This is a genomic window from Candidatus Zixiibacteriota bacterium (assembly GCA_022865345.1).
GTDB lineage: Bacteria > Zixibacteria > MSB-5A5 > MSB-5A5 > RBG-16-43-9 > RBG-16-43-9.
This window is the reverse complement of sequence record JALHSU010000228.1, coordinates 1-23,731: the sequence shown is the minus strand read 5'-3', so window position 1 is coordinate 23,731 and position 23,731 is coordinate 1. Positions and strand designations below refer to the sequence as shown.

Sequence of the window (23,731 nt, the reverse complement as noted above, 5' to 3'; positions counted from 1 at the left end):
GACCATCAGGAATTCTTAAAACTTCTGGATAAGATTGACCTTTTGTTAGCCCCAGTAGAAAACTCGAAATCCACCATAGCTCCTCCTTTGTCCTGGATAGAGTGCATGGTAAAAGGGATCCCGGTTATGAGCACCCAGGCGCCGGGAACAGATGAGGTTCTCAAGCACAATCTGACCGGCTTTGTAGCTAAATCTAATCAGGAGTTGGAGAGCTTAATAGAAAAAGTTGCGGAAAATAAGAATCAGTTCAAGGAAGTATCAGTCAATGCAAAGAAATGGGTCAAGGAAAATTATAACTTAAAAGATATCGCTAAAGATTACTTGAAATTCTGGAGTGACAGATGGTAGAGTTATCCTATCCGGCTAAAACTGCTTACCAGTTCAAACAGGCCGCTGAGACTTACGACCAGCGAAGGTTTAAAAGCCTTAAAGGAAAGTGGCTGGATGCAAGAGAGAAGAAGATCATAGGAGAATTGCTGCAGCATCTCCCGGCGGGAAGCCAGATTTTAGATTTAGCCTGTGGAACCGGAAGAATAGCTGAGTTTCTATTGTCCAGCGGTTACAAAGTATGCGGGACAGACATCTCCAGCCAGATGCTCAAAGTTGCCATAGAAAAATTGAGACGTTTTGGAAAGTCAATCAGATTTCAGCAGGCAGAGGCGGAGAGGATACCATTCGAGGGGAAGCGATTTGACAGCGCCACCTGCATCCGGCTTTTTGGACATCTCCCACCAGAGACCAGAGTAAAGATTCTGAAGGAGATGAAGAGAGTCACGAAAGGTCCTTTTATTGCGGCTTATTATCTCTCTGAGCCGATTGCTAATCTCAAAAGGAAAATCAAGAAATCATTCACCGGAGATAAATCTCCCTGGTTTCCTGTTTCCAGAGAGGATTTAAAAGAAGAGATAAATTCAGCTAATCTGAAAATTATTGAAGAAAAACCTTTAATGAGATATCTGTCTGAGACTTTGATTTTACTGTTGAATTGAGGGCAAAAGTATGAAGGTAAATGAGATGAGTGCCGATATAAGAAATCAGTGGGGGTTTACTCTCTCCGAAAGAACATCAGGGGGCGCTGATTTTTTCGAGTCGGTTTTTTTCAAAACCAGGGAGGGAAACTTGAAGTTTCCTCGATTTGCTTATCCTGAATCAAAGTTTGAGAAAATGATATGAAGATTTTATTTGTAAACAAATATTATCATCCCAGCGGTGGACCGGAGAAGGTCATTTTGCAGTATCAGGAAAAGCTTGAATCTCTGGGGGACAAAGTTATTCTGTTCTCTATGCAGCATCCTAAAAATCTTGCCACGCCTTATTCCAGATACTTCGTCTGCAACGTGGATTACAACGGCTCAAGCTCATTTATTGACAAAACCAGGATGGCTTTGAATATGTTCTACTCCTTGGAAGCCAAAAAGAAAATGGAACTCCTTTTAGTGGAGGAAAAACCGGATTTAGCTCATCTGCATAATATCTATCACCAGATTTCCCCTTCCATATTGCCGGTCTTGAAGAAAAAGAATATCCCGGTTGTTATGACTTTGCACGATTTCAAACTCCTCTGCCCTAATTATACTTTTCTGCGGAACGGGGACCCTTGCGAGAGCTGTGAAGGAAAACATTTTTACAAAGCCGTAATCCATAAATGCGTGAAAGACTCATACTGGAAGAGCCTGGTTTGTTCTTTGGAGATGTATTTTCACCGGTTTTTGAAAATCTATCAGGATTGCGTGGATGCGTTTATAGTCTTAAGCGAATTTTCAAGAGACAGATTCATTAAATATGGAGTACCTGAAGAGAAGATTTTTTATCTGCCTAACTACATATCAGTAAGCGGGTATTCTCCTCGGCTTCTAAGCCAGGACTATATTCTCTTCTTTGGCCGACTGGAGCACAAAAACGGAATCGAGACTTTGATAAAGGCAATGAAGCATCTGCCCGAGGTTCGATTAAAGGTTGCCGGCGAGGGAGAAATGAGAAGATACCTGGACGCTTATGTCAAACAGGAAAAATTGGAAAATATATCCTTTCTGAATTTTGTCACCAGCGAAAAATTGAACCAGCTTATTGCAAACTCTTTTTTTACGGTATTCCCTAATCATGCTTACCATTTATGCCCCATGTCTATTCTGGAATCGTTTGCTTTTGGTAAGCCCGTTATAGGCTCGAATTTGGGAAGTGTTCCGGAATTAATTGAGGATGGGATAAACGGGCTTCTTTTCGAGCCAAAGAATGTGGAGGAGTTAGCGGAGAAGATAAAATATTTATACCACCACCCGCTTTTGGCGGAGAAGATGGGAATGGCAGCAAGGGAAAAAGTCGAGGAGAAATATTCAGAGGAGGAATATTATAAAAAGCTTTTAGGCTTGTATGATAGCCTTATTAAAAACGGGGTGACAAAGAATGTTTAAAAACACTGAGCTGGCAATAATGCCGACATTTCGATGCAATGCTCATTGCCAGATGTGCCATATCTGGCAATATCCGAGCAGAAGGGAAGAGGAGATAACCCTTGATGATCTGGATAAACTTCCGCCAGGGTTTGCCCGCATCAATCTGGGTGGAGGAGAGCCTACGCTGAGAAAGGATATACTGGAGATGGTGGACCTTCTTTCCAAAAAGACCGGGCATCTGGAGATCAGCACCAACGGCTATTTTACCGATAAGCTGGTTTCCATTGCCAGAAAACGTCCGGATATCCGGATAAGGATAAGTCTGGAAGGGTTGCCCAGGAAAAATGATGAGATTCGCGGCATAAGAAACGGTTTCGACCGGGCCATGAGGAGTATGCTCAGACTCAAACAAGCAGGGATAAAAGACATCGGCTTTGCCATAACCATCTCCCATCGAAATGCAGAAGAACTGGAAGACTTATATCATCTCTGTGCTTCTATGGGAGTTGAGTTCAGCCAGTGCGTGGTGCACGATGCCTGGCAGTTTAGAGTACCCTACAATGCGATTGAGGACAAAACTGAAGTTATAAACCAAATTAAAAATTTTATCCGGGAATTACTCCTCTCAAAGCGGAGAAATTATTCCTTGAGAGTCAAAGACTGGTTCCGGGCCTATTTGAACCGGGGATTTATAAATTTCATCCGGGGCGACCAGAGGCTCCTTCCCTGCGGCGCAGGAACGGATATAGTCTTCATCGATCCTTATGGGGAAATCTATCCCTGTAATGCCTTAAAAGAATCAATGGGGAATATAAAAGAAAAAAGTTTTGAGGAGGTCTGGAGCGGATTGCAAGCACAGAACGTCAGGCGGAAAGTCTCAAAATGCACAGAGAACTGCTGGATGGTAGGAACCTCCAGACCGGCAATGAGAAAAAATCTTCTGAAGCCTGGTATCTGGGTTTTGAAGAATAAGCTAAGACTTCTTTTAGGAAAAGATATTATCTGGGATGTGAGCGAGATTCCGGATTTCCCTGAAAAAGAAGAGATCAAAGAGAAAGAAGAAATATATTGCCAGCTAACAGAGTCTTAGGAGAAAAAATGCGCTATTTCGTCACCGGCGGGGCAGGTTTTATCGGGAGTCATTTGGTGGACAGGTTAATCCACCAAGGTGAGGTTACAGTATATGATAACCTTTCCTCTGGGAAGATTGAGTTCATCTCACAGCATTTTGGCAAGCAGAACTTTGTTTTCATCCAGAAAGACCTTTTAGACTTAGAGGATTTAAAAGAGGCGATGAAAGGTCATACCATAGTCCTTCACTTAGCAGCCAATCCAGATGCCCGTTTAGGAATCGAAGATACAACTCTTGATCTGAAACAGGAGACCTTAGCTACTTATAACGTTCTGGAGGCGATGAGGGTGAATGGAATAAAAAAGATTGTCTTCTCCTCTTCCGGCACAATCTACGGGGAGACCCCGGTGGTTCCTTTGCCTGAAGAGTATGGTCCGGTTCTGCCCATTTCTTTATATGGCGCAGCCAAACTCGCCTGCGAGGGCTTAATCTCTGCTTTCTGCCATACCTTTGAGATGCAGTCCTGGATTTTCAGGTTTTCCAATATCATTGGTCCCAGGGGAACCCACGGAGTGATATTTGACTTCATCCATAACCTCAAAAAGAATTCTGAAGAACTGGAGATCTTGGGAGATGGAACACAGGAAAAACCTTATCTATCAGTAGAAGACTGCGTGGAGGGAATCCTTTTCGGGTTGAAAAACTCTTGCGAAAAGGTGAACCTTTACAATTTAGGGTGTGAGTCTACAACTGACGTTAAAACCATTGCTAAAATGGTGACTGAAGAAATGGGACTGGAAAAGGTCAGGTTTAAATTTACCGGAGGAGACCGCGGTTGGAAAGGGGATGTGCCGCAGGTTAGGTTCAATATTGAAAAGATAAAAAAATTAGGCTGGAGACCGACCCTCTCTTCTGAGCAGGCGGTTTTGAGCACGATAAAAAGCTTAATTCAGGAGATACTGGAGGAAAAAGTATGCAGATGGTGATCTTAGCTGGAGGCTTGGCTACCAGGATGAGGCCTCTGACTTTGCAATTACCCAAATCGATGCTTCAGATAAAGGGACGACCTTTTTTGGAATATCAACTGGAGCTTTTAAAGGAGTATGAGATAAAAGACGTGCTCCTATGTGTAGGATATAAGGGTGAGCTTATCAAAGACCATTTTGGAGATGGCAGAAAATTCGGGGTGATTCTTTCTTACAGTTTTGATGGAGACAAACTCTTAGGCACTGGAGGCGCTTTGAAAAAAGCCTATAAGCTCTTAAGTGAAAATTTCTTCTTGATGTACGGGGACTCCTATCTCCCTTACGATTATCAGGAGATTGAAAGGCATTTCAGGGATTCGGTCAAGCTTTCCCTGATGGTCGCTTATAGGAATCAAAACAGATTTGATAAAAGTAACCTCTTAATCCAGGACGGCATGATAAAGCTTTATGATAAAACCCTTCAGGGCGAAAACTTAAAATATATAGATGCCGGGCTTTCAATTCTCAAAAAAGAGGTCCTGAATTTGGTGCCCGAGGAGGAGCCTTATGACTTAGAGGAACTCTATAGAACTCTCATCTCCGAAGAGGAGATGTCAGCCTATGAAGTAAAACAGAGGTTTTACCAGATAGGCTCTTTTGAGGGGTTAGAGGAATTCAAAAATTTGGTAGAAAAGGGGGAGAAAATCCATGATCGTCACTAGAACGCCGGTAAGGATACCTCTGGGTGGAGGAGGGACAGACCTTCCTTCCTACTATACCCAGTATGGCGGGTTTTTAATCAGCGCCGCCATAGATAAGTACATCTACATCACGGTGAACAAGAGGTTTGAAAAAAGCATTAGGGTGAGTTATTCTTCAACTGAGATTGCTGATTCGGTCGACGACATCAAACACCCGATCGTCAGAGAAGCATTAAGACTTTTGAAAGTAGATTCCGGAATCGAGATCACCTCTATAGCTGACGTCCCGTCCAATACGGGATTGGGAAGCTCATCTTCTTTCACAGTAGGCCTGCTGAACGCTCTTCATACCTACAAAAATGAAAAGGTCAATGCTAAGGATTTAGCCGAGGAGGCTTGCTATATCGAGATCGAGCTTTTGAAGGAGCCGATCGGAAAACAGGATCAGTATGCAGCCGCTTTCGGAGGCATTATCTGCTTGGAGATTGACAGATTAGGGAGCATTAAAACGACCCCTTTGAAATTGTCAGAGGATTCTTTAGACCAGTTGGAGAGCAACACTTTGCTATTCTACACTGGGATAAAAAGGTCTGCTTCAGAGGTATTGAGTTCTCAGAATAAAAATGCCAGCCTGAATCAGGAAAAAATAATCCAGGGAATGCACCAGATCAAGAAGATTGGACTGGAGATAAAGGAGGCATTTGAAAAAGAGGATCTGGAGACTTTTGGAAAACTCTTAGACCAGCACTGGCAAATCAAGAAAACTCTTTCAGACAAAATAACCCAGGATAAGATAGACCAATGGTATGAGATAGCTAAAAAAAATGGAGCTTTGGGAGGAAAGCTGATGGGAGCAGGAGGCGGAGGGTTCTTTATGTTTTTCTGCAATAACGGGAAAAACGGGTTCAGAAAGAAAATGGAACAGGAGGAATTGAAAGAGATGAGATTCAGATTAGATTTTGATGGCTCAAAAGTCCTGGTAAACATCTAAAAAGAGGGGAAAGAAATGATAGCGGAAAAAACTTTAATCCGGTCTCCGGCATTCGAAAAAAAGCTGAATAATCATGCTTTTATCGATTCCTATTTAGAGGATATGAAGGAGATAATAGGCAAGCTCTCCAGGGAGAGAATCGACCGAATCGTAGAGCTGCTTTTTTCCGCCTGGAAAGAAGGAAGGACCATTTTTGTGATGGGAAATGGCGGCTCAGCTTCAACTGCCACCCACTTTGCCTGTGACCTGGCAAAATGCACTATTGTGGAAGGGAAAAAGAGGTTCAGGGTAATCTGTTTGAATGACAATATCCCGCTGATGAGCGCACTGGTAAATGATAACGGTTTTGACAATTTGTTCTCGGAACAGCTCAAAAATTTGATGCAGGAGAAAGACTACCTGGTTGCCTTTTCCGTTCACGGAGGGTCTGGAAAGGATAAAGCAGGCCTGTGGTCCCAGAATCTGCTTAAAGCTATGCTCGTGGCAAAGGAGGAATACCAGGCTACCTTGATCGGATTCTCCGGATTTGATGGTGGCGCGATGAAAGATGTAGCGGATGAATGTCTGGTCATACCTGCTAACTCAACCCCTCAGGTTGAATCTTTCCATTTAGCTATGGAGCATCTGATCACCAACTGTTTAAGAAAAAAGATAGAGGAATATGAATAGGGCGATCTTTTTAGACCGGGACGGGGTCATCAACCAGATAGTTTATCATCAGGACATAGGGGTTTTGGATACTCCGTTTCATCCTTCTCAATTCAAGCTTCTGCCAGGAGTTGACAAGGCTTTGAAGAAGATTAACCGGCTGGGTTTCAAAGCTGTTCTGGCATCTAACCAGCCAGGTGTGGCCAAGAGACATCTGAGCCTGAAAAACTTCTGGAAGATTGACCAGAAGATGAATAAAGAGTTAGCCAAAAAGAAAGTATCCTTAGACGGAATTTATTATTGTCTGCATCATCCACAGGGAGGTGATAAAAGATTCAAAAAGATCTGTAAATGCAGGAAGCCAAAGCCGGGGTTAATCCTTAAGGCATCAAAAGAGATGGGTATTGACCCAAAAAGCTCTTATCTGATCGGAGATTCCCTGACTGATATCCAGGCAGGGAAATCTGCCGGCTGCACAACTTTTCTTTTAGGTAATCATAAATGTGATCTGTGTAAGCTGATAGAGGAGAAAAAGACCAGGCCAGATTTTATGGCGGAAAATCTTTATCAGGCAGTTAAACTCATAGAAAATATAGAAACCAAAATCCGAGAAACGGATCCGTAGGAAGGGGGTAAAAGATGGAACTTTACATCGACACTGCTAATATCCAGGAGATAAAAGAGGCTTTATCCTGGGGCTGTATTACCGGGGCAACCACCAATCCCAAGATTATGTCCAATGAAAAGGGAGGGTATTCCTTCAAAGACAAGATCTTAGAGATTGTGGAGTTAGTCAAAGAACCAGTAAGCGTTGAGGTAACAGAAGAGGATTTCCAGGGAATGGTGGACGAGGCTAAAATCTATGCCTCCTGGCACGAGAATATCATCATCAAAATACCGATGGGGATAGAAGGTCTGAAAGCAGTTGCTCAGCTTGAAAAATATGAGAACGTTAAGACCAATGTCACTGCGATTATGGCAACCAATCAGGCTATCCTTGCCGCCTTGTCTGGAGCTTCTTATGCCAGCATCTTCTTCGGGAGAATTTCAGACATGGGGTATGATCCTGTAGGAGTCATAAAGGAAACTTCTGCTCTTTATAAGGAGCTGAACATAGGCACTAAGCTGATCGTGGGAAGCATCCGAACCATCCTTGACGTAAATAAAGCTTTCCTTGCCGGAGCAGACATAGTCACGGTTCCTTTCCCGATTTTGAAGAAGATGACCCGGAACCCGAAAACCGAGGAGACCGTAAAAGAGTTCAACTCCATCTGGAAAGAGATGAAGGAGAAGGGATTGATAAAGCTGGAACAGGAGATCCCGGCAAGAAAGCTGACCTTTGCCCTGGCGAATGAAGTATGAAAATAGCTTTTATTGGACAAAAAGGGATACCTGCCACCTACGGAGGGATTGAGGATTTTACCGAGAAAGTGGCGCTGAGGCTTTCGAAAAAGGGGCATCAGGTAACAGTTTACTGCAGACCGTACTATACTCAAATCGAAGGGGAGTATAAGGGAGTAACCTTGAAAAAGATTAAAAGCATAAAGACCAAACACTTAGACGCCATCTCCCATACTTTTTTCTCCAGCCTGGACGCGTTGTCTGAGGATTACGATATTGTTAACTATCAAGGCATCGGACCTTCCTCCTTATCCTTTTTACCCAGGTTAAAAGGCAAAACCAAGGTGGTGGTAACCATACACAGTCTGGACTGGAAAAGGAAAAAATGGGGTCCTTTAGCTAAATCTCTCTTAAGGCTGGCAGAGTATCCCTCAGTTTTTTTCCCCCATAAGTTAGCGACTATTTCTGAAGAGCTGAAAAACTACCTGGAGAAAAATTTCAAAAGGGAAGTTTTCAAAGTCACTCCCGGAATCGACCCTCCGAATCAAAGGGAGTCACAGAGGATCAAGAAATATGGGCTGGAAAAGAATAAATTCATTCTATTTCTGGGAAGATTGGTCCCGGAAAAAGGGTGTCATTACCTTCTGGAAGCTTTTAAAGATCTGGACACAGACTATAAGCTCTTCGTTGCAGGAAACGGCTTTTTCTCAGAAGATTATTTGAAAAAGCTTCACGCCTATAAGAGCGAAAAAATCCTTTTTGGCGGGTTTGTGGAAAAAGAGGTGTTGGAGGAGCTTTTCAGCAATGCTTATCTCTACGTTCTACCCTCAGAGATAGAGGGTGTCCCTCAGGCTCTGCTACAGGCTTTGAGTTACGATCGGTGCGTTCTGGCATCTGACATCCCTGAGAACAAGGAGGCAATGGGAAAATGGGGGTTCACTTTCAAAAACAAAGACGTAAGAGACCTGAGAGAAAATTTGACCTCCCTTTTGAGCAACAAAGAAGCAGTCCAGAACGGAGGAAATAAAAGAAGCAATTATGTAAAGTCTAAATACTCCTGGGACAAAACCGCAGAGGATTTAGAAAAACTTTTTATCGAGTGTGTGGAAGAGAAGTAGGAGGATAATGTTATGAATAAAATTTTTGTTTCTGGCATTTGTGCTAATAAACCAGAAGATTGGAAATCTTTATTAGCAAAGAGTGAACATTGGAAGAATGGGCATTCAGCTAAAGCGCTGGCATCCTGCTGGCAAGAAACAGAAAAAAATGATTTTCCAGAGTCGGTGAGAAGGGCATTTAATAAATCTGGGATAGGTTTATTTCAAAATATTGAATTATTGTTGGCACTTCCTGAATACAAAGTGGTGTTGCCAGGTGGAGAGCACCCTTCACAGAACGATATCTTTGTTTTGGCAACGGGGGATAACCGACTAATCTCAATAACAGTAGAAGGAAAAGTATCGGAAACCTTTGGACCAACTGTAGGGGAATGGCTTAAAGAAAATTATGGAGGAAAAAAGGAAAGACTCGATTTCTTGCTTAACAAGTTAGGACTGAAAAACGACAAAATCAATCATATTCGCTATCAACTTCTACATAGAACAGCATCTGCAGTAATTGAGGCAGAAAGGTTTGGAGCGAAAAATGCTTTGATGTTAATTCATTCTTTTAGCCCAGCAGACCATCCTAAGGGATTTCCTGATTACAGTGAGTTTTTAGACTTATTCCATTTAAAAGCAGAGCAAGATTCTTTAGTGGGGCCAAAGAATATTAGTGGAATAGATTTGTATTTTGGCTGGGCGAACGGAGAAATAAAAAATTAAGATTATTAATCTCTACATGAAAATGAAAAAGAGACTAATTTTTCTATTCTTTATACTATTAACCATCCACCAACCACCAATCCGGGCTGGACAGATGGAGACTGTGCCGGTTGGAGATAAAAGCTATGCCTGGATATACGAGTATACAGATAAGCTATATCTGAGGGGATATTTGAAGGAGCTTCATTCGGGAACCAAGCCTTATTACCGGGGAGAGGTTGCCTCTGCCCTCTTGAATTTGAAGGCAAAGATGGAAAAACAGGAGCTCAAATTGAATTCCTTTGAGAATTACCTGCTGTCCGAATTAGAACTAGAATTCGAGCCAGAGATGAAAAACTTAGGCGATAAAAAGAGATTGAAATTCGGAGCAGATTTTCTGGAAAACAGTCGTTTTCTCTCCAGGAGCAGATCTATCTTCTATGAATCTTTCCTCCCTTATATCCAGGCAGATATCGGAGACAAATTCTCTTTGATCTGTCGTTACAGTATTGATGAGGGCTTAGCCAAAGACTCTCTCTACACTGGTAAGATATGGAAAGGTTTTGCCGGGGATGCAGTGCAGGCTTATCTTTCCTTCAAGCTGCCTTATTTTAATCTATTCTTAGGTCGGGACAATCTTTCCTGGGGCCAGAGTCGTCTCTCCTCTCTAATCTTGTCACCTGATTCACCTCCGATGGATATGCTGAGAATAGAAGGGAAATGGGGATTTTTCAAGGCGACCTCATTTTTCACCAAGCTCGACCCTGTCGAATATGCTGACAGCACCGGAATAAGCAAGGCTCGAAGATATCTTTCAGCTCATCGCTTGAGCTTTAGGATAAAAGAGTTTGCCCAGATCGGCTTTTCGGAGACGGTCGTATATGGAGGTAAGAACAGGCAGTTTGAGCTTTATTACCTGAATCCCTTATTGTGGTTCCACGGTGCCCAGTTGAATGAGGGTGAAGACGATAACACTTTCTTAGGATTCGATTTCAATTTTACACCTTTTAGAAAAATCCTTCTTTACGGGGAACTTTTGATAGACGATTTTCAGATAGAGAAGAAAAACTCTTCGGATAAAGAGCCGAATGAGATCGCCTATTCTCTGGGTACAAAAGCCGTTGACCTTTTTGGTCTTACAGGCACGGAGCTGAATTTAGAGTATCTCAGGATAAACAACTGGACTTATAACCAGAAATACCCCTGGAACAGGTATCTTTACAAGCATAGAATCATCGGAAACTCCTTAGGGCCAGATACAGATGAGCTTCATTTCTCTCTTAGTGGGTACTTGAAAAAAAACTTAGAGGCAAAGATCTCGCTGGACCACTTAAGGAAAGGAGAGGGGAAAATCAGCTCCTCGTGGAATCAGCCCTGGCTTAATCCAGATTATCAAGATAAGTTCCCCAGCGGCACAGTAGAAAACAGTAACACCTATCAACTTTCCCTGAGCTACAACTATCGGAATCTGTTCCGGGCAAACCTGTCTGGCGATTTAACCAAAGTGTCCAATGCAGGGAATATTCCGGGAAGAGATGAAAAGTTGACCAGATTTTCACTTTTAATTCATTACCACTTGGCAAAAAAGATAGGGGGGTAATATGCTAAAGGAAAATGAATTTTTCTATAGGAGATTGCACTTTTTGGGGGACCTTTTTCTCACTATCACAGCATTATATCTATCCCTGTACTTGTGCAGTCAGAATCAAATTGTGGAGAGTGGCTTTATCCGGGAGCTTTTGCTTTTTGTTCTTCCGATCTGGAGTTTCTTTTTCCTGACTGATCGAAAAACCTATAAATATCGGCAAATACCTTTAACCCGGATATTTGCAAATCTTCTTAATCCTTTTCTGAAAAGTACCACTCTCTTATTATTTGCCCTGTTTGCAGCAAATTCCTTGAATGAAAGCTTAAGGGTAATTGCTTTGTTCGCCGGGATAGACCTCTTAGCCTTGGCAGTCCTGAGAGGAGGCATGAAGCTTTTTCTGAACGTAAAATATCATAACGGAAACCATCTCTCCAACATCCTGATAGTGGGCACCGGCTCACTTGCCAGAGAGTTCATCCAGAAGGTGAAAGAGAATAGAGACTGGAGATTTAGAATCTTAGGTCTCTTGGATTGGGAAGAGTCCAAAAAGGGAGAATTAGTCTCCGGGACACCGGTGATAGGAACTTTAAAGGACCTGCCCCGGATCATCAAGAATTCCCATCTGGATTATATAGTTTATGCTGTGACAAGGAGATTTTTGAACCTGATTGACGAAAGCCTGAACATCTGCGAGAAAATGGGGGTTTCGACCTGTATTTTAGCTGATTATTTCCCGAACGGTTTATGCAAACAGAAGGTTTTGACCTTGGAGGAAAAACCGCTCATACTTTTCTCCTCCGGTCCAAAAAAAGATGAGTTTATTATCGCTAAAGAGATTTTGGATCGAACCTTATCCTTTTTCATGGTAATCCTCTTGTCCCCTATTTTCCTGATCTCTGCACTTTTGGTCAAGATTAGCTCTAAGGGTCCAGTCCTTTTCAAACAGGTGAGAGTGGGACTGAACGGTAAAAAGTTTATACTTTATAAATTCAGGACTATGGTAGAGAACGCCGAAGAGCTCAAACCAGGTTTATTAAATAAAAACGAGATGGATGGACCTGTCTTCAAGATAAAAGAGGACCCCAGAGTTACCAGACTGGGGGGATTCTTGAGGAAAACAAGCTTGGATGAACTGCCCCAGCTTTTCAACATTCTGAAAGGAGATATGTCCCTGGTTGGTCCCAGACCTCCTCTGCCCAGCGAGGTTAGCAATTACGACCTCTGGCATAGAAGAAAGCTATGTATGAAACCGGGCCTGACCTGTCTCTGGCAGGTGAACGGCAGAAACAAGATAAACTTTGAGAAATGGATGAAGCTGGACTTAGAATATATAGATAACTGGTCTTTGTTTTTGGATTTCAAGATCTTGCTCAAAACAATCCCCGCAGTTCTTTCCGGAAGCGGGGTCTGACTTTGAGAAATCAGGACTGGAGTATAAACCTTTAGGTTTACCTTTAGATAAATCTCGCTGGACGTTGGTCTCCTGACCAACGTCCCTATCTTCGTCCAAATAGACGAAGAGCAAAGAAAAAAAACGGGAGGGGATAAACCCCTCCTCTACAAAAATAAAGTAATCAAAAAGTGACTATCTTCCGATATTAAAAAAAGGAGTCTTTTAAATCTAAAACCTTTCTTTTGAGGAGCAGATAAGATGAAAAAGGGGAAAATGATATTCTGTTCTCTATTAGTTATGTTCACTGCCTGGTCTGGTCTTGCATATTCTTATGATAATTTAGGGTATGGAGTCAGGGCAACCGGAATGGGGGCTTTTGTGGGGCTGGCTGATGACCCCAGTGCGGTCTTTTACAATCCAGCCGGAATTGCCCAGCTGGAAAAACCCCAGATCTATCTTATGTATGACAAGATATCTAAATTCACCCTGGGAGAAAATGAAAACCCTTACCTTCTTTCCGGAGTCGGAGTCTATCCTTTAAATGACAAATTAAGATTTTTCCTGGGCGGAAGCCAGAAAGGTTCTCTGGCTAACCCGACCAATGTGGTAACTAATAACGTTGGAATCGTCGGTCTTGCCGGATGGCTTGCCCAGGATTTCTCCCTGGGATTTAACGGAAAATTCCTTTACAATTCAAATTACGGCAAGAAGAAAGGGGTTGACCTTGATTTAGGCTTGTTTTATAGATTTTCGCCCAAGTTCTCAGTCGGAGCTGCAGTGGAGAATCTTTTAGCCACAGATATGATCCCGGATAATGGCGACACCTTAGGGTATGCGATCAGGGAAGGGAAAATAGGGTTTGCCTACCATTTTGATATGGAAAGGTATTCGACCATCCTGGCATGGGATATCCGGGTGAAAAATTCTACTAAACCTAAAAACAAGAGTTATACTTTAAGCTCTCTGGGGATTGAGGAATGGATTTTGACCGGAAATAGTGTAAGCTTTGGATTGAGAGGCGGATATACCTTTGGAAAACAATTTGAGCAGGACATAAAACAGCCCAGCTTCGGATTATCCTTAAGATATAATGGAGGGAGCCAGACCTTTCAGTTGGATTACAGTTTCCAGAAATATCCTTATAAAAGCGATCAGAGTTCGACCGGGGACCACCGGGTCTCCTTAAGTATCGCTTTTGGAGGAAAAAATGGGAACAACCATGAATATGCTCGAAAAGAGGCAGCAAAAAAGTTTCAAATCCAGACGTTAGCTGCACCACCTGTAACAGCATCCAAGAATCAGATAATTCCTCCTGAGAAGAAGGAAGAGAAAAAAGTTGTGCCTCCTCCTGCAACAGCGACTGAGCCAAAGGTAATCGTTCCTGAAAAGAAAGCAGAGGAGAAAAAGCAGGCTAAAGTAATCGCTCCTGAAAAACCAGTGGTCGTTCCCGAAAAAAAGGCAGAAGAGACGAAATTAACCCAGGCAACTCCTGCTGAAACTCCTGTAATCGTCCCTGAAAAGAAGGTCGAAGAGCAGAAGCTTGCTCAGGTAATCCCCTCTGAAAATCCAGAGATTCTCCCTGAAAGGAAAATCGAGGAGAAAAAGCCCGTAGGGGTAATGACTTACCAGACCCTAAGTCTTTCCTCCTCAGTTGAGGAGTTATCCTCAGGCAGAAACCGCTCCCTGATGTTTTTGCTAAAACCGGATTTTGAGGAACAGATAGATTACTGGAGGCTTTATATCTGCCAGGATAAACCCTCCGGTTACGAAATCGACCAGTTGAAGCCGATCCTGTTAAAGACGGTGGAAGGAAAAGGTATCCCCTCTTCAGGAATCATCTGGGACTGCCGGTACAACGGCAAGAGCCTGAAAAAAGGAACCTATTATTATGCTATGGAGTTAGTCGACAGCAACGGCCAAAGATATTTCAGCCAGTGGAAGTCATTTAAGTTGAAATAACATTCTACTCGTTGGTGCGGGAATTGTCGTCAAGATCCCGTCCAAAGGCGGGGGTATTCCCGCACCAGCAGATTGTGGTCGCCCGAAAATGTAGGGGCAGGACATTGTTCTGCCCTTTCTTATTTACGAAATAGTAAGGGCGTATCGGTATTCCCGCCTTGCCCTCAAGGCGGGATATTATTTGCTATCCGACTTAAAATCAGATTCAATTCTTTTCTCTGAGGATTCCTTATTGCCTTTGAAGATTTTCTCTAAAAAGGATGGGGCTTTGGTATAAGGCTTTTCATCATCTTTGGCTAAAGCCCGCATGCAACCCCAGCAACTATCTTTACAAATCGGAGTTGGACCCCCTTTCATAAGATAACTTACCAGATATACCGCGTCTCCAACGTTTACCTTACAATCGCCGTTCGCATCCCCCTTCCACAAAGGGTCAGGTGGAGGACCTCCTTTAAAAAAATAATTCACCAGGTAAACCACATCGGCAACCGTGACGCTTCCATCGGTATTGGCATCTCCTGCGATATTCGGAAACCTAATAGTGAAATCATAACTGCTTACATCTGTTGCGGTATTGTCCACGCAATCATGGGCTATTATTTTTATTCTACACTTCTTTGAAGCCGGTCCAGTTACTTCCCAGCCTACAGCCAGGTAATCCCTTCTGGGTATGTCGGTGAAAAGGGTCTCTTTAAAGCCATTCTGCCCACTATTCCTGTCCAGAAAAATATCGATCAAAGTGGTGGAATCAAGCCCATAGTCGGTTCCTTGCCACCAGATCACCTCCGAATTCCCTACCAGCCACTCCTGCCCACCATCCGGCCAGTAAAGATTAGCATAAAAAGGGCCGCCTTTGTAGTAGCCAATTATAGTGTGAGTGCTACATTGGGGAACAGTGTAGATAATACTCCAAATCGTAGAATAAATCCCATTCTCCAACTCTCGCAGGTGATGAAAAGTGTCTACAACCCCACCCATGGACACCCGGTATGGAAAATCTACTCGCCAGGTCTCACCGTCTCTCCACACACTGTAGTACGGAGAACTAAACCAAGCTCCATTCTGCTGAGGAGGTGAAATGAATACCCATCCATCATCGCCTGTTAAAGCGTGAATTTTGACTGTAACAAAACCAGCATTTCTCTTGTAACTACACCATCCTTCAAATATTCCGTTAGCCTCAACCCTTGCATGCCAGCCGTTTGGATCTTCGAATAAACTTCTCTCATCGCAGTGTAAGTGTATATCAGAAGCCTCTGTTAGCACATGAGTAGATACAACCTTCGGCAAGACAAAATTATCATAGCATTTTAAGCCTGCACCCTGATTTTTGTAACACTCATAACATTGTTGATCAGCGTTAAAGTAGTCATAAATTTTAGTGCTTACTTTCCAAGCAAGAGTACTAGAAGTATCCCTTGCAAAACCACTGTCATCTGTTTGCGGCCAATTACACCACCAAGTCTCTACTCGTTGATCAGCCATAGTCTGAAAACCATTATGATGAATGGAAATAAATTCATTAACTGCCCTACCTGCGTTTCCGTATCTACTTACTCTGACCCGCCACCGCCATCCAGCCGGAGGTTGTTCTATGTCAGTCTCCCCAATTCTTGTCATGACGACCCTTTGAAATGCATATTCTGGACATAAATAACCATGCATAAGTTCTAATAACTTCCACGCAACTTGAAGGTTCACCCATTGCTCAGACAGGCTATCCCCATAATAATTACCACATCCTAAAGTACCATAGCCGTCACCATTGTTATTATACTGCTGTGCAGTTGGCCCACCGTGACCTGGGTCTATACAAATATCATGGATCCTGGTAAAAATCGTATCTTCTAAAATCTCATACTCTTTCGAATAAGAATTTTTCATGGCAAAAAACGTTATTAATAAAACAGATAAAACCCCAAATATTGCTGATTTTTTTCATTTTCACCCCTCCTAAAGATTTATTTTAATTTAAAAATACGAATTTTATTAGTTTTATAGGTCTGGCATGCAATCATAGTCCCATCAGGCGACCAAACAGGTTCCTCTTCCATCTCATCTGTTGTTTCCATCTGGAACCTACTCGTCCCATCAGCATTTTTTATCACTATATCTGAAGCGTCGATATCCTCCACATCTATCGCTGTCCTCTGATACAGATAAACTATTTTTGATCCATTAGGGGACCATTTTGCTTCTACTGAGGCTTCGGTCGCCCAGCGGGACGCTACAACTCTACCCTTCAAATCCGTCACCGGGATTTTTTTGTCAGGGTCTCCAATGTAAGTTTCATTTCCCAGAAGGTCGACTACGTAATCTCCTTGTCCCAGGTATGGGTCTGCCCCGGGAATTTTATGTGCTAAGATTTTCTTTCCATCTGGCGATAGCTCAGGGAACGCAAATCTCTTATTAGTAGTGATCCTTTTCTTAATAGCACCATCTACGCTAACCAGCCAGATATCACCATACATAACATAAGCATTCTCAAAAGCTATCTTTGCTTGTAACTGCTTGAGAGCAGAATCAGGTGGTAAGGCACCCTCTTTTATGACCTTAAAAGTTTCTGTTCCTTCAATCGCCCCCTTTTTATAAAAGCCTATAGTGCCATCTGGTAGGAAGATGGGATGCGACTCAATCTGAGTTTGTTCTTGACTGCTTGTTAATGGACTCTTTTCACCTTTAAGACTAACCGAACCAACTATCTCTTCGTTTGTTCGAAGATCTTGCCACCAGTAAATCAATGTGCTATCATCCATCCATTGAAAATCCGTTGCTTTAATAAGTCCTATTTTCTGTATTTGGCCGGTCCCATCCGAATTGGCAAGGCAAAGCCATCCACCACTTAGAAATGCAACCTTTTTACTATCCGGAGAAAACCTCGGAGCTCTGCCTGACCCTATGTCAATGATCTCAAATCCAGTGATCCTGGACGGGGTTCGAACTATCACTTCTGTCTTCTTAGCTTGCTGGCTCGGTACTACAACATATACTAAAGCTAAAAGCAAAGCTAGTCCAATTAAAGCTAAGACAAGCTTCTTGTTATTCATATTTCTCTCCTTTCAGGAAAAAGATTTAAGTATAATTTGAACCTATTAACAAAAAGTCGAATAATTCCGATTTGTCAAGTGTTTTCTTGCTATTTGTAGATATTTTTACTAATATTCATTTTTCGAATATGGAACTAAGCAGGTAGATAGTATCCACCCTTACATATTTCCATATTTAGTTGCAGAAGACCCTCCATGCCCTGGATCAATACATACTTGAATCAACTGACCAAACAGAGAGGACTGAACAACGAAAACCAATATCACCATGGTCAGAAAAATTATATATATTCTTTTCATCTTTTCCTCCCCTCTTCTCGAAAGATTTAAAAAATTGTCACTTCACCTTTATAACAAATATTTTATTTGTTTCAAGGGATCCACAGAGTATCTTAGTCCCATCCGGAGACCAAGTTGGGTCCGATTCTATTTCATCCGGAGTGTTCGTGATCTGTGTTTTTCCAGTTCCATCCCAGTTTACAATATATAATTCAGAAGCTACAATAAATTGCCCATCTTCGCCTCCAGGTACTTTCAACGCATAAACAATTTGTTTGCCATCTGGAGACCATTTCGCCTGTTCCCCTGTCCCCTTATCAGGCGACCATCCTTCATAAACACCTGTGCCAAGAGAATTCAATACCCTTCCTTCAAGATCAAGAATCAAGATATCACCTCTACTGTTTTTCGTCATGATCTTCGATCCATCTGGAGAAAGCTGAGCACCTCTGTAATAAGTTCCAGATGTAATTTTCCTCTTTATGGTTCTATCTATGCTTTCTAACCAGATATCTCCCCTAGTTACCGCTCTCAATTCTTTCGTTGCATCCTGCGGTTTTAATTTGCCTTTCTTAATTACCTTAAAAATCTTATCCTTTCCAGGTAGGGTAAAGCGTCCCTCATAATACCCCACTGTTCCATCCTTCAGAAAGTGTGGGACAGAAATATTATGCTCCTGACGATATGGCGCAATGTCTTCCACTATCAGGCTTTCCCTTCCATTTGTGCTAATGGTTTTCATCTTCCAGATCTCAGCTACTTTCTTCCCATTCTCCTCTTTGTATTCACTCGAAGTAGCAAGGAAAGTAGCAGAATCCAGCCAATCAAAGGTTCCGAAGTTCCTTTGAGCTACTTTTTTGATTTCGCCTTTTCCTTCTGCATCAGTAATAGTAAGCCCCCCATCTTCAGAAATAAAAGCAAGCTTAGTTCCATCTGGAGACCATTTAGCACCTCCTTTGCCAATTAAAATGGTCTCAAAATTAGCAACTGGGACGGGGACTTCTGCGGTTCCTTCTGTTTTTTTAGGCTGCTGACTCTGGACTACCACATATACTAAAGCTAAAAGCAAAGCTAATCCAATTAAAGCTAAAACAAGCTTTTTGTTATTCATTTTTCTCTCCTTGAGGAAAAAGTCGGATTGTATACTGTCCTATATATAATCGCATACTTAATCCTGTCAAGTAGAATAGTCCAAGAAAAACAATTAATGGAATGCAAATATCATGCTTTGAACTCAAAAAAACCCTCCAATTCCTCTTGACAAACCCCAATTTACTCCTATTTTATAGTCTACCATAATTTTTGGTATTCATTTTTTGTGCCTTTTACATTAGATTTTGTATTTAAGAATGGTGAGATTGGTAGTGGGATTAGGTAATCCGGGAAAAAGTTACCAGAAGACCAGACACAACTTAGGCTACCGGGTTGTTGACCTTTTAGCAGAAAAACATAAGACGAAGTTCAAAGGAGGAAAAGGAGAGTATCTTCATTGCCGGATTGAAGTTGAGGGAAGAAAAGTCTACCTTTTAAAGCCTTTGACCTTCATGAATGCAAGCGGTCAGGCGGTATTTGACTCCTTGAGATTTTTCAACTTGACTCCGCCTGAGCTTTTTGTTATATGTGATGATGTTGCCCTACCCTTTGGCAGTTTAAGGATAAGGGAAAAGGGGAGCGATGGAGGACATAAAGGGCTAAGGTCGATAATTTACCAACTGGGAACCGAGGAGTTTCCACGGCTCAGATTGGGTATAGGTCCAGCTCCTGAAGGAGTAGATTTGGAGGATTTCGTTTTACAAAGGTTTAAAAAAGAAGAAAAAAAAAGCGTAGAAGAGTTAATTCAAAGGGGGTCACAAGCAGTAGAAAGTTCGATAATTTTGGGCGTAAGAGAAAGTATGAACAGGTTTAATAAGGATTTTGACAGAAGCATATCAGAAGGACTTTAAGGAGGTGAGATTTGAGAAAGTACGAGACTGCATTTATCTTGGATCCGGGCCTGGATGAGGCGACTCTGGATAAAGAGGTGAAAAAGGTAGAAGAGCTGATCGAGAACAATAAAGGTAAAATCATCCAGACCGACCGCTGGGGTTTAAGGAAACTTGCTTACCGCATCAGGAAAAAGCTGGAAGGATACTATGTCATAACCCATTTCGAGGGTCCTACAGCTCTCATCCGTGAGCTTGACCGCTATTACAAGCTGGACGAGAACGTTCTTAGATTTTTAAACGTGGTCAAAGTGGAAAAAAAGCCTTCGGAAAAAGATAAGGAGCTTTCCTCCGCTGAAGGAAGTAAAGAGAAGACAAAAATCTAAGCTTTTGGACCGGAAAATAGAGGAGGTTGTCAGATGTCCAATACCAGACTTCCCCATCTGAACAGGGTTTTGATCGTGGGGAATTTAACCCGGGACCCGGAACTGCGCTACACCTCGACTGGTGTACCAGTGGCTAATTTCAAGATCGCCTCTAATAAAAAATATAAAGACGATTTGGGCAACAGCAAGGAGGATGTCTGTTTCATAGGAATTGTAGCCTGGCAGAAGTTAGCCGAAAGCTGTAGCAGATTTTTGAAAAAGGGGAGCGCAGTTTTAGTGGAGGGGGAGCTGAGGAGCAGATTCAAGGAAAATGATGACGGCACTAAGAGGAATTTAATCGAGATCCGGGCTTTCCAGGTTCAGTTTCTGGATAAGAAAACGGAGACTGTACCAGTAGGTGAAACCACTTTCCCTGATTTTAAGTTTCCAGGAGAGGATAACCTATCTGAACTGGGAAGCACTCTGGATAACCTATAAGAAGGAGGAAAAACTAAAAGTATGTTTGACGATCTGGAAAGAAAAAGAAAAAAAACCTGTCGCTTTTGCGAGGACAAGTCGAAGATAATCGACTATAAGGATGAAAGGCTGATAAGAAGATTTATCTCCGATCGAGGAAAGATAATTCCCAGGCGGATAACCGGGAACTGCGCAGGTCATCAGAGGGAGATGACCATCGCCATAAAGCGCGCCCGGCATATAGCCCTTCTTCCTTTCACCACCGAGATCTATAGATAAAAGGCTGGAAAAAATGAAGATAATCTTGAAAGAGGATTTGGAGAGTTTGGGAAAATGCGGGGAGGTCATCCAGGTCAAGGATGGCTATGCCCGGAACTATCTCTTCCCCAAAAATCTGGCTATTCCTGCCACTAAAGGAAATTTAAGCTCAATCGAGGAGGTCACCCGGCAGAAAAAATTCCGGGATGAAAAAAAGAAAAAGGGAGAGGAGAAACTGAAATCTGACCTGGAGAAAATCTCCATAACCGCAGAGGTCAAAGTAGGAGAGGAAGACCGGGTCTTCGGCTCGGTCACCTCTCAGGATATAGCCGGGCTTTTGAAAGAGCAGGGGTTTGAGATCGACAAAAGAAGAATAGACTTAGAGGAGCCGATTAAAGCTCTGGGAGTTTATACGGTCCCGGTAAAAATCCACGGCGATGTGGTGGCGAATTTAAAGCTCTGGGTGGTCAAACAAGGCGAGGAGTAGTCTCTGGTTCTTTGGATTTGTAGAAAGGACAAGGAGTCTATATGCGAGAGGTAAAGATAAATGGACTGGCTTTGGATATGACCACCAACTCACCGGTTATCATCCTGGCTCCTCTGGATTCAGAGGAGCTTCTTCTACCTATCTGGATAGGTCATTTTGAAGCCTGGGCAATCGGTATGGAGCTTTCCGGGCTTTCCTCCAACCGTCCGCTGACGCATGATCTTTTGAAGTCTTCTATCGAGTCCTTAGGCGGCAAAATCCTCAAAGTTGAGGTAACCAAACTGGTCAACCAGACTTTTTATGCCACAATCTATGTGGAGATGGACGGCACGATAAAGGAGATAGATGCCCGCCCGTCTGACTCCATTGCCTTAGCTTTAAAAGCCAAAGTAAAAATCTACGTGGCAGATGAGCTTTTCCAGATGAAAAAAGGGGACGGGAAAACTCCCGGGGTAACTGATGCGGAATCTTTAAGGGAAAGGCTGAGAAGGATTAATCCGGAAGATTTTGGAAGATATTCCCTTTAAAACTTTTTTATTTTATCCTCACGGGGTTCTTCTTTATGAAATCGACTCAACTAAAATTCGAATCCTTAAAGAAATCCCTTAAGAAAATGGGAAAGGTTTTGATCGCCTTTTCCGGTGGCGTGGATTCATCTTTTCTATTGAAAGTAGCCCTGGATACTCTGGGAAAGGATAATGTCTTAGCTGTTACTGCTGATTCAGAAACCTATCCTCGCGCAGAGCTTAAGGAGGCTTCTGACCTGGCAAGGGATTTAGGTTTAGATGGAAAGCATCGGATAATCAAAACCTCTGAGCTTAAACTCAAGAGCTTCCGGAAAAATCCGGCTAATAGATGCTACTACTGCAAATTAGAGCTTTTTTCAAAATTGAAAAAAATAGCTAAAGAAAATAAAATCGATTATGTGCTGGATGGCTCAAATTATTCAGACCGGGACGATTTCAGGCCTGGCAGAAAAGCCATAAATAAATTGAAAGTGAGAAGTCCTCTTCTGGAATCAGAGTTTACCAAAGAGGAAATAAGGGCACTTTCTAAAAAGCTAAATCTTCCTACTTGGAACAAACCTGCTTTTGCCTGCTTATCCTCCAGGATACCTTATGGTGAGAACATCACTCTCGAAAAGCTGAACCGGATTGAGAAGGCTGAAGAGTACCTGAGAAGCTCAGGCTTCAAACAATTAAGGGTTAGAGATCATCAGGGTATTGCCCGGATCGAATTGGAAGCAAAAGAGCTGAAGAAATTGATGACTCAGGATTTGAGAAAAAAAGTATATCTGAAATTAAAAGGTTTAGGGTTTTCCTATGTAACCTTGGACCTTTTAGGCTATAGAACCGGAAGCATGAATGAGGTGTTATCCGCAGGATCCTCGAATTTGAGTCTCATTTGAGTCAACTGACCTGTGGACAGATTCGGAAAAAGGAAGTAAGCTTTGGATGAAAAAGAAAAGAAAGTCGCCCTGAAGATATTTTTTGACGGCAAATGGAAAGAGATCACTTATGAGGAGCTTTGTTTATCCAACAACTTAGCCCAGGAGGCGCTGGTTACCCTTCTGGTCAAAAAGAAATTAATCGACCCCAGAGAGCTTATGGAGATGATCGCCAAGATAAGAAAGGAAAGATATAAAACCCCAGAGGATAGAAAAGAATAGATGGAAGCAGCCGAAAAAAACTTTACGAGCCCTGGCCAAGTTTTAAAATGGATTGACCATCCATTGAAGAAAAGCAGGAAAAACCTTCTGATAGTTGTGCTTTTTCTCATCCTTGCGCCGACTGTAGTCTTTTTCTCAACCAAAAGCATTTTCTTCCTCTTCCTTTCTATTATTTTTCTGCTGGGGTCTCTTTCCACTTTTTTTTTGCCGACGACCTATGAGTTATCCGAGGATAGCCTAAAGGTGAAATTTTTTTTCAATACCCGAAAGATGGAATGGGGAAAATATCGCAGTTTTTACATGGACAAAAATGGAGTTCTGCTTTCCCCTTTTGAAAAGCCATCCAGGCTGGAGAATTTTCGCGGAATATATTT

At 42.4% G+C, this 23,731-nt stretch carries 26 protein-coding genes; 23 read left to right on the top strand and 3 right to left on the bottom strand.

The genetic code is table 11. The annotated features are described in order from the left end of the window. The 15 genes from MUP17_11020 to MUP17_10950 all read left to right on the top strand — a co-directional run. On the top strand, positions 1-348 hold a 348-nt coding region (locus tag MUP17_11020; protein MCJ7459511.1), incomplete at its 5' end, for a glycosyltransferase. Further along, on the top strand, positions 342-989 hold the full coding sequence (locus MUP17_11015; protein ID MCJ7459510.1) for a class I SAM-dependent methyltransferase: 648 nt from the start codon (positions 342-344) through the stop codon (positions 987-989). The genes MUP17_11020 and MUP17_11015, both read left to right, overlap by 7 nt. Positions 990-1,169: 180 nt before the next feature. Next, positions 1,170-2,411 carry a glycosyltransferase family 4 protein gene (locus MUP17_11010; GenBank protein ID MCJ7459509.1) on the top strand — a complete coding sequence of 414 codons (1,242 nt, stop codon included), beginning with the start codon at positions 1,170-1,172 and terminating at the stop codon, positions 2,409-2,411. Further along, positions 2,404-3,483, top strand: a complete 1,080-nt coding sequence (locus MUP17_11005; protein ID MCJ7459508.1) for a radical SAM protein — start codon at positions 2,404-2,406, stop codon at positions 3,481-3,483. The genes MUP17_11010 and MUP17_11005 overlap by 8 nt, the downstream gene beginning before the upstream one ends. A gap of 8 nt (positions 3,484-3,491) precedes the next feature. Beyond that, the gene (locus MUP17_11000; protein ID MCJ7459507.1) at positions 3,492-4,451 is read left to right on the top strand and encodes an NAD-dependent epimerase/dehydratase family protein; all 960 of its coding nucleotides are present in this window, start codon (positions 3,492-3,494) and stop codon (positions 4,449-4,451) included. Next, on the top strand, positions 4,439-5,152 hold the full coding sequence (locus MUP17_10995) for a sugar phosphate nucleotidyltransferase (GenBank protein ID MCJ7459506.1): 714 nt from the start codon (positions 4,439-4,441) through the stop codon (positions 5,150-5,152). The genes MUP17_11000 and MUP17_10995 overlap by 13 nt, the downstream gene beginning before the upstream one ends. Then, positions 5,139-6,122, top strand: a complete 984-nt coding sequence (locus MUP17_10990) for a hypothetical protein (protein MCJ7459505.1) — start codon at positions 5,139-5,141, stop codon at positions 6,120-6,122. Before MUP17_10995 ends, MUP17_10990 begins: the two co-directional genes overlap by 14 nt. 15 nt (positions 6,123-6,137) lie before the next feature. Beyond that, complete coding sequence (locus MUP17_10985) at positions 6,138-6,791, top strand: SIS domain-containing protein (protein ID MCJ7459504.1); 654 nt, start codon at positions 6,138-6,140, stop codon at positions 6,789-6,791. Beyond that, positions 6,784-7,395, top strand: coding sequence for an HAD family hydrolase (locus MUP17_10980; protein ID MCJ7459503.1), 612 nt, complete (start codon positions 6,784-6,786; stop codon positions 7,393-7,395). Before MUP17_10985 ends, MUP17_10980 begins: the two co-directional genes overlap by 8 nt. Positions 7,396-7,409: 14 nt before the next feature. Further along, positions 7,410-8,132 carry a hypothetical protein gene (locus tag MUP17_10975; GenBank protein ID MCJ7459502.1) on the top strand — a complete coding sequence of 241 codons (723 nt, stop codon included), beginning with the start codon at positions 7,410-7,412 and terminating at the stop codon, positions 8,130-8,132. Continuing rightward, a complete protein-coding gene (locus MUP17_10970) occupies positions 8,129-9,229 on the top strand; it encodes a glycosyltransferase family 4 protein (protein ID MCJ7459501.1) in 1,101 nt (366 codons plus the stop codon). Before MUP17_10975 ends, MUP17_10970 begins: the two co-directional genes overlap by 4 nt. A gap of 12 nt (positions 9,230-9,241) precedes the next feature. After that, entirely contained in the window at positions 9,242-9,934 is a 693-nt protein-coding gene (locus MUP17_10965; protein ID MCJ7459500.1) for a hypothetical protein, read from the top strand. A gap of 22 nt (positions 9,935-9,956) precedes the next feature. Then, positions 9,957-11,513 carry a capsule assembly Wzi family protein gene (locus MUP17_10960; protein MCJ7459499.1) on the top strand — a complete coding sequence of 519 codons (1,557 nt, stop codon included), beginning with the start codon at positions 9,957-9,959 and terminating at the stop codon, positions 11,511-11,513. Position 11,514: 1 nt separating this feature from the next. Continuing rightward, a complete protein-coding gene (locus MUP17_10955; protein MCJ7459498.1) occupies positions 11,515-12,912 on the top strand; it encodes a sugar transferase in 1,398 nt (465 codons plus the stop codon). 240 nt (positions 12,913-13,152) lie between these two features. Next, positions 13,153-14,853, top strand: a complete 1,701-nt coding sequence (locus MUP17_10950; protein ID MCJ7459497.1) for a hypothetical protein — start codon at positions 13,153-13,155, stop codon at positions 14,851-14,853. Positions 14,854-15,030: 177 nt separating this feature from the next. Here the strand turns inward: MUP17_10950 and MUP17_10945 are convergent, their stop codons facing one another. The 3 genes from MUP17_10945 to MUP17_10935 all read right to left on the bottom strand — a co-directional run bounded on the left by MUP17_10945 (position 15,031) and on the right by MUP17_10935 (position 19,290). Then, on the bottom strand, positions 15,031-16,737 hold the full coding sequence (locus MUP17_10945) for an N-acetylmuramoyl-L-alanine amidase (protein MCJ7459496.1): 1,707 nt from the start codon (positions 16,735-16,737) through the stop codon (positions 15,031-15,033). Positions 16,738-16,814: 77 nt separating this feature from the next. Next, on the bottom strand, positions 16,815-17,900 hold the full coding sequence (locus MUP17_10940; GenBank protein MCJ7459495.1) for a hypothetical protein: 1,086 nt from the start codon (positions 17,898-17,900) through the stop codon (positions 16,815-16,817). A 337-nt stretch (positions 17,901-18,237) separates the two neighbouring features. Further along, positions 18,238-19,290: a hypothetical protein gene (locus MUP17_10935; GenBank protein ID MCJ7459494.1), complete on the bottom strand. Its 1,053-nt coding sequence runs from the start codon at positions 19,288-19,290 to the stop codon at positions 18,238-18,240. Between the two features lie 226 nt (positions 19,291-19,516). Here MUP17_10935 and pth point away from each other — a divergent pair, with 226 nt between their 5' ends. From pth to MUP17_10895, 8 genes are read left to right on the top strand one after another with little or no spacing between them, the layout of a single operon-like run. Further along, entirely contained in the window at positions 19,517-20,122 is a 606-nt protein-coding gene (pth, locus tag MUP17_10930) for an aminoacyl-tRNA hydrolase (GenBank protein ID MCJ7459493.1), read from the top strand. A gap of 11 nt (positions 20,123-20,133) precedes the next feature. Beyond that, the gene (gene rpsF, locus MUP17_10925) at positions 20,134-20,487 is read left to right on the top strand and encodes a 30S ribosomal protein S6 (GenBank protein ID MCJ7459492.1); all 354 of its coding nucleotides are present in this window, start codon (positions 20,134-20,136) and stop codon (positions 20,485-20,487) included. 33 nt (positions 20,488-20,520) lie between these two features. Beyond that, positions 20,521-20,964, top strand: coding sequence for a single-stranded DNA-binding protein (gene ssb, locus MUP17_10920; protein MCJ7459491.1), 444 nt, complete (start codon positions 20,521-20,523; stop codon positions 20,962-20,964). Positions 20,965-20,985: 21 nt separating this feature from the next. Next, the gene (rpsR, locus tag MUP17_10915) at positions 20,986-21,222 is read left to right on the top strand and encodes a 30S ribosomal protein S18 (protein MCJ7459490.1); all 237 of its coding nucleotides are present in this window, start codon (positions 20,986-20,988) and stop codon (positions 21,220-21,222) included. Positions 21,223-21,235: 13 nt separating this feature from the next. Next, a complete protein-coding gene (gene rplI / locus MUP17_10910) occupies positions 21,236-21,688 on the top strand; it encodes a 50S ribosomal protein L9 (GenBank protein ID MCJ7459489.1) in 453 nt (150 codons plus the stop codon). Between the two features lie 41 nt (positions 21,689-21,729). Then, positions 21,730-22,215, top strand: a complete 486-nt coding sequence (locus MUP17_10905) for a bifunctional nuclease family protein (GenBank protein MCJ7459488.1) — start codon at positions 21,730-21,732, stop codon at positions 22,213-22,215. A gap of 35 nt (positions 22,216-22,250) precedes the next feature. After that, positions 22,251-23,096 (top strand): ATP-dependent sacrificial sulfur transferase LarE, encoded by an 846-nt coding sequence (larE, locus tag MUP17_10900; GenBank protein MCJ7459487.1) that lies wholly within the window; start codon positions 22,251-22,253, stop codon positions 23,094-23,096. Between the two features lie 42 nt (positions 23,097-23,138). Continuing rightward, positions 23,139-23,357 (top strand): hypothetical protein, encoded by a 219-nt coding sequence (locus tag MUP17_10895; GenBank protein MCJ7459486.1) that lies wholly within the window; start codon positions 23,139-23,141, stop codon positions 23,355-23,357. Positions 23,358-23,731 lie beyond the last annotated feature (374 nt).

Coding starts and splice junctions, on each gene's coding strand:
- MUP17_11015 (MCJ7459510.1), top strand. CDS start 342: ATGGTAGAGTTATCCTATCCGGCTAAAACTGCTTACCAGTTCAAACAG.
- MUP17_11010 (MCJ7459509.1), top strand. CDS start 1,170: ATGAAGATTTTATTTGTAAACAAATATTATCATCCCAGCGGTGGACCG.
- MUP17_11005 (MCJ7459508.1), top strand. CDS start 2,404: ATGTTTAAAAACACTGAGCTGGCAATAATGCCGACATTTCGATGCAAT.
- MUP17_11000 (MCJ7459507.1), top strand. CDS start 3,492: ATGCGCTATTTCGTCACCGGCGGGGCAGGTTTTATCGGGAGTCATTTG.
- MUP17_10995 (MCJ7459506.1), top strand. CDS start 4,439: ATGCAGATGGTGATCTTAGCTGGAGGCTTGGCTACCAGGATGAGGCCT.
- MUP17_10990 (MCJ7459505.1), top strand. CDS start 5,139: ATGATCGTCACTAGAACGCCGGTAAGGATACCTCTGGGTGGAGGAGGG.
- MUP17_10985 (MCJ7459504.1), top strand. CDS start 6,138: ATGATAGCGGAAAAAACTTTAATCCGGTCTCCGGCATTCGAAAAAAAG.
- MUP17_10980 (MCJ7459503.1), top strand. CDS start 6,784: ATGAATAGGGCGATCTTTTTAGACCGGGACGGGGTCATCAACCAGATA.
- MUP17_10975 (MCJ7459502.1), top strand. CDS start 7,410: ATGGAACTTTACATCGACACTGCTAATATCCAGGAGATAAAAGAGGCT.
- MUP17_10970 (MCJ7459501.1), top strand. CDS start 8,129: ATGAAAATAGCTTTTATTGGACAAAAAGGGATACCTGCCACCTACGGA.
- MUP17_10965 (MCJ7459500.1), top strand. CDS start 9,242: ATGAATAAAATTTTTGTTTCTGGCATTTGTGCTAATAAACCAGAAGAT.
- MUP17_10960 (MCJ7459499.1), top strand. CDS start 9,957: ATGAAAAAGAGACTAATTTTTCTATTCTTTATACTATTAACCATCCAC.
- MUP17_10955 (MCJ7459498.1), top strand. CDS start 11,515: ATGCTAAAGGAAAATGAATTTTTCTATAGGAGATTGCACTTTTTGGGG.
- MUP17_10950 (MCJ7459497.1), top strand. CDS start 13,153: ATGAAAAAGGGGAAAATGATATTCTGTTCTCTATTAGTTATGTTCACT.
- MUP17_10945 (MCJ7459496.1), bottom strand. CDS start 16,737: ATGAAAAATTCTTATTCGAAAGAGTATGAGATTTTAGAAGATACGATT.
- MUP17_10940 (MCJ7459495.1), bottom strand. CDS start 17,900: ATGAATAACAAGAAGCTTGTCTTAGCTTTAATTGGACTAGCTTTGCTT.
- MUP17_10935 (MCJ7459494.1), bottom strand. CDS start 19,290: ATGAATAACAAAAAGCTTGTTTTAGCTTTAATTGGATTAGCTTTGCTT.
- ssb (MCJ7459491.1), top strand. CDS start 20,521: ATGTCCAATACCAGACTTCCCCATCTGAACAGGGTTTTGATCGTGGGG.
- rpsR (MCJ7459490.1), top strand. CDS start 20,986: ATGTTTGACGATCTGGAAAGAAAAAGAAAAAAAACCTGTCGCTTTTGC.
- rplI (MCJ7459489.1), top strand. CDS start 21,236: ATGAAGATAATCTTGAAAGAGGATTTGGAGAGTTTGGGAAAATGCGGG.
- MUP17_10905 (MCJ7459488.1), top strand. CDS start 21,730: ATGCGAGAGGTAAAGATAAATGGACTGGCTTTGGATATGACCACCAAC.
- larE (MCJ7459487.1), top strand. CDS start 22,251: ATGAAATCGACTCAACTAAAATTCGAATCCTTAAAGAAATCCCTTAAG.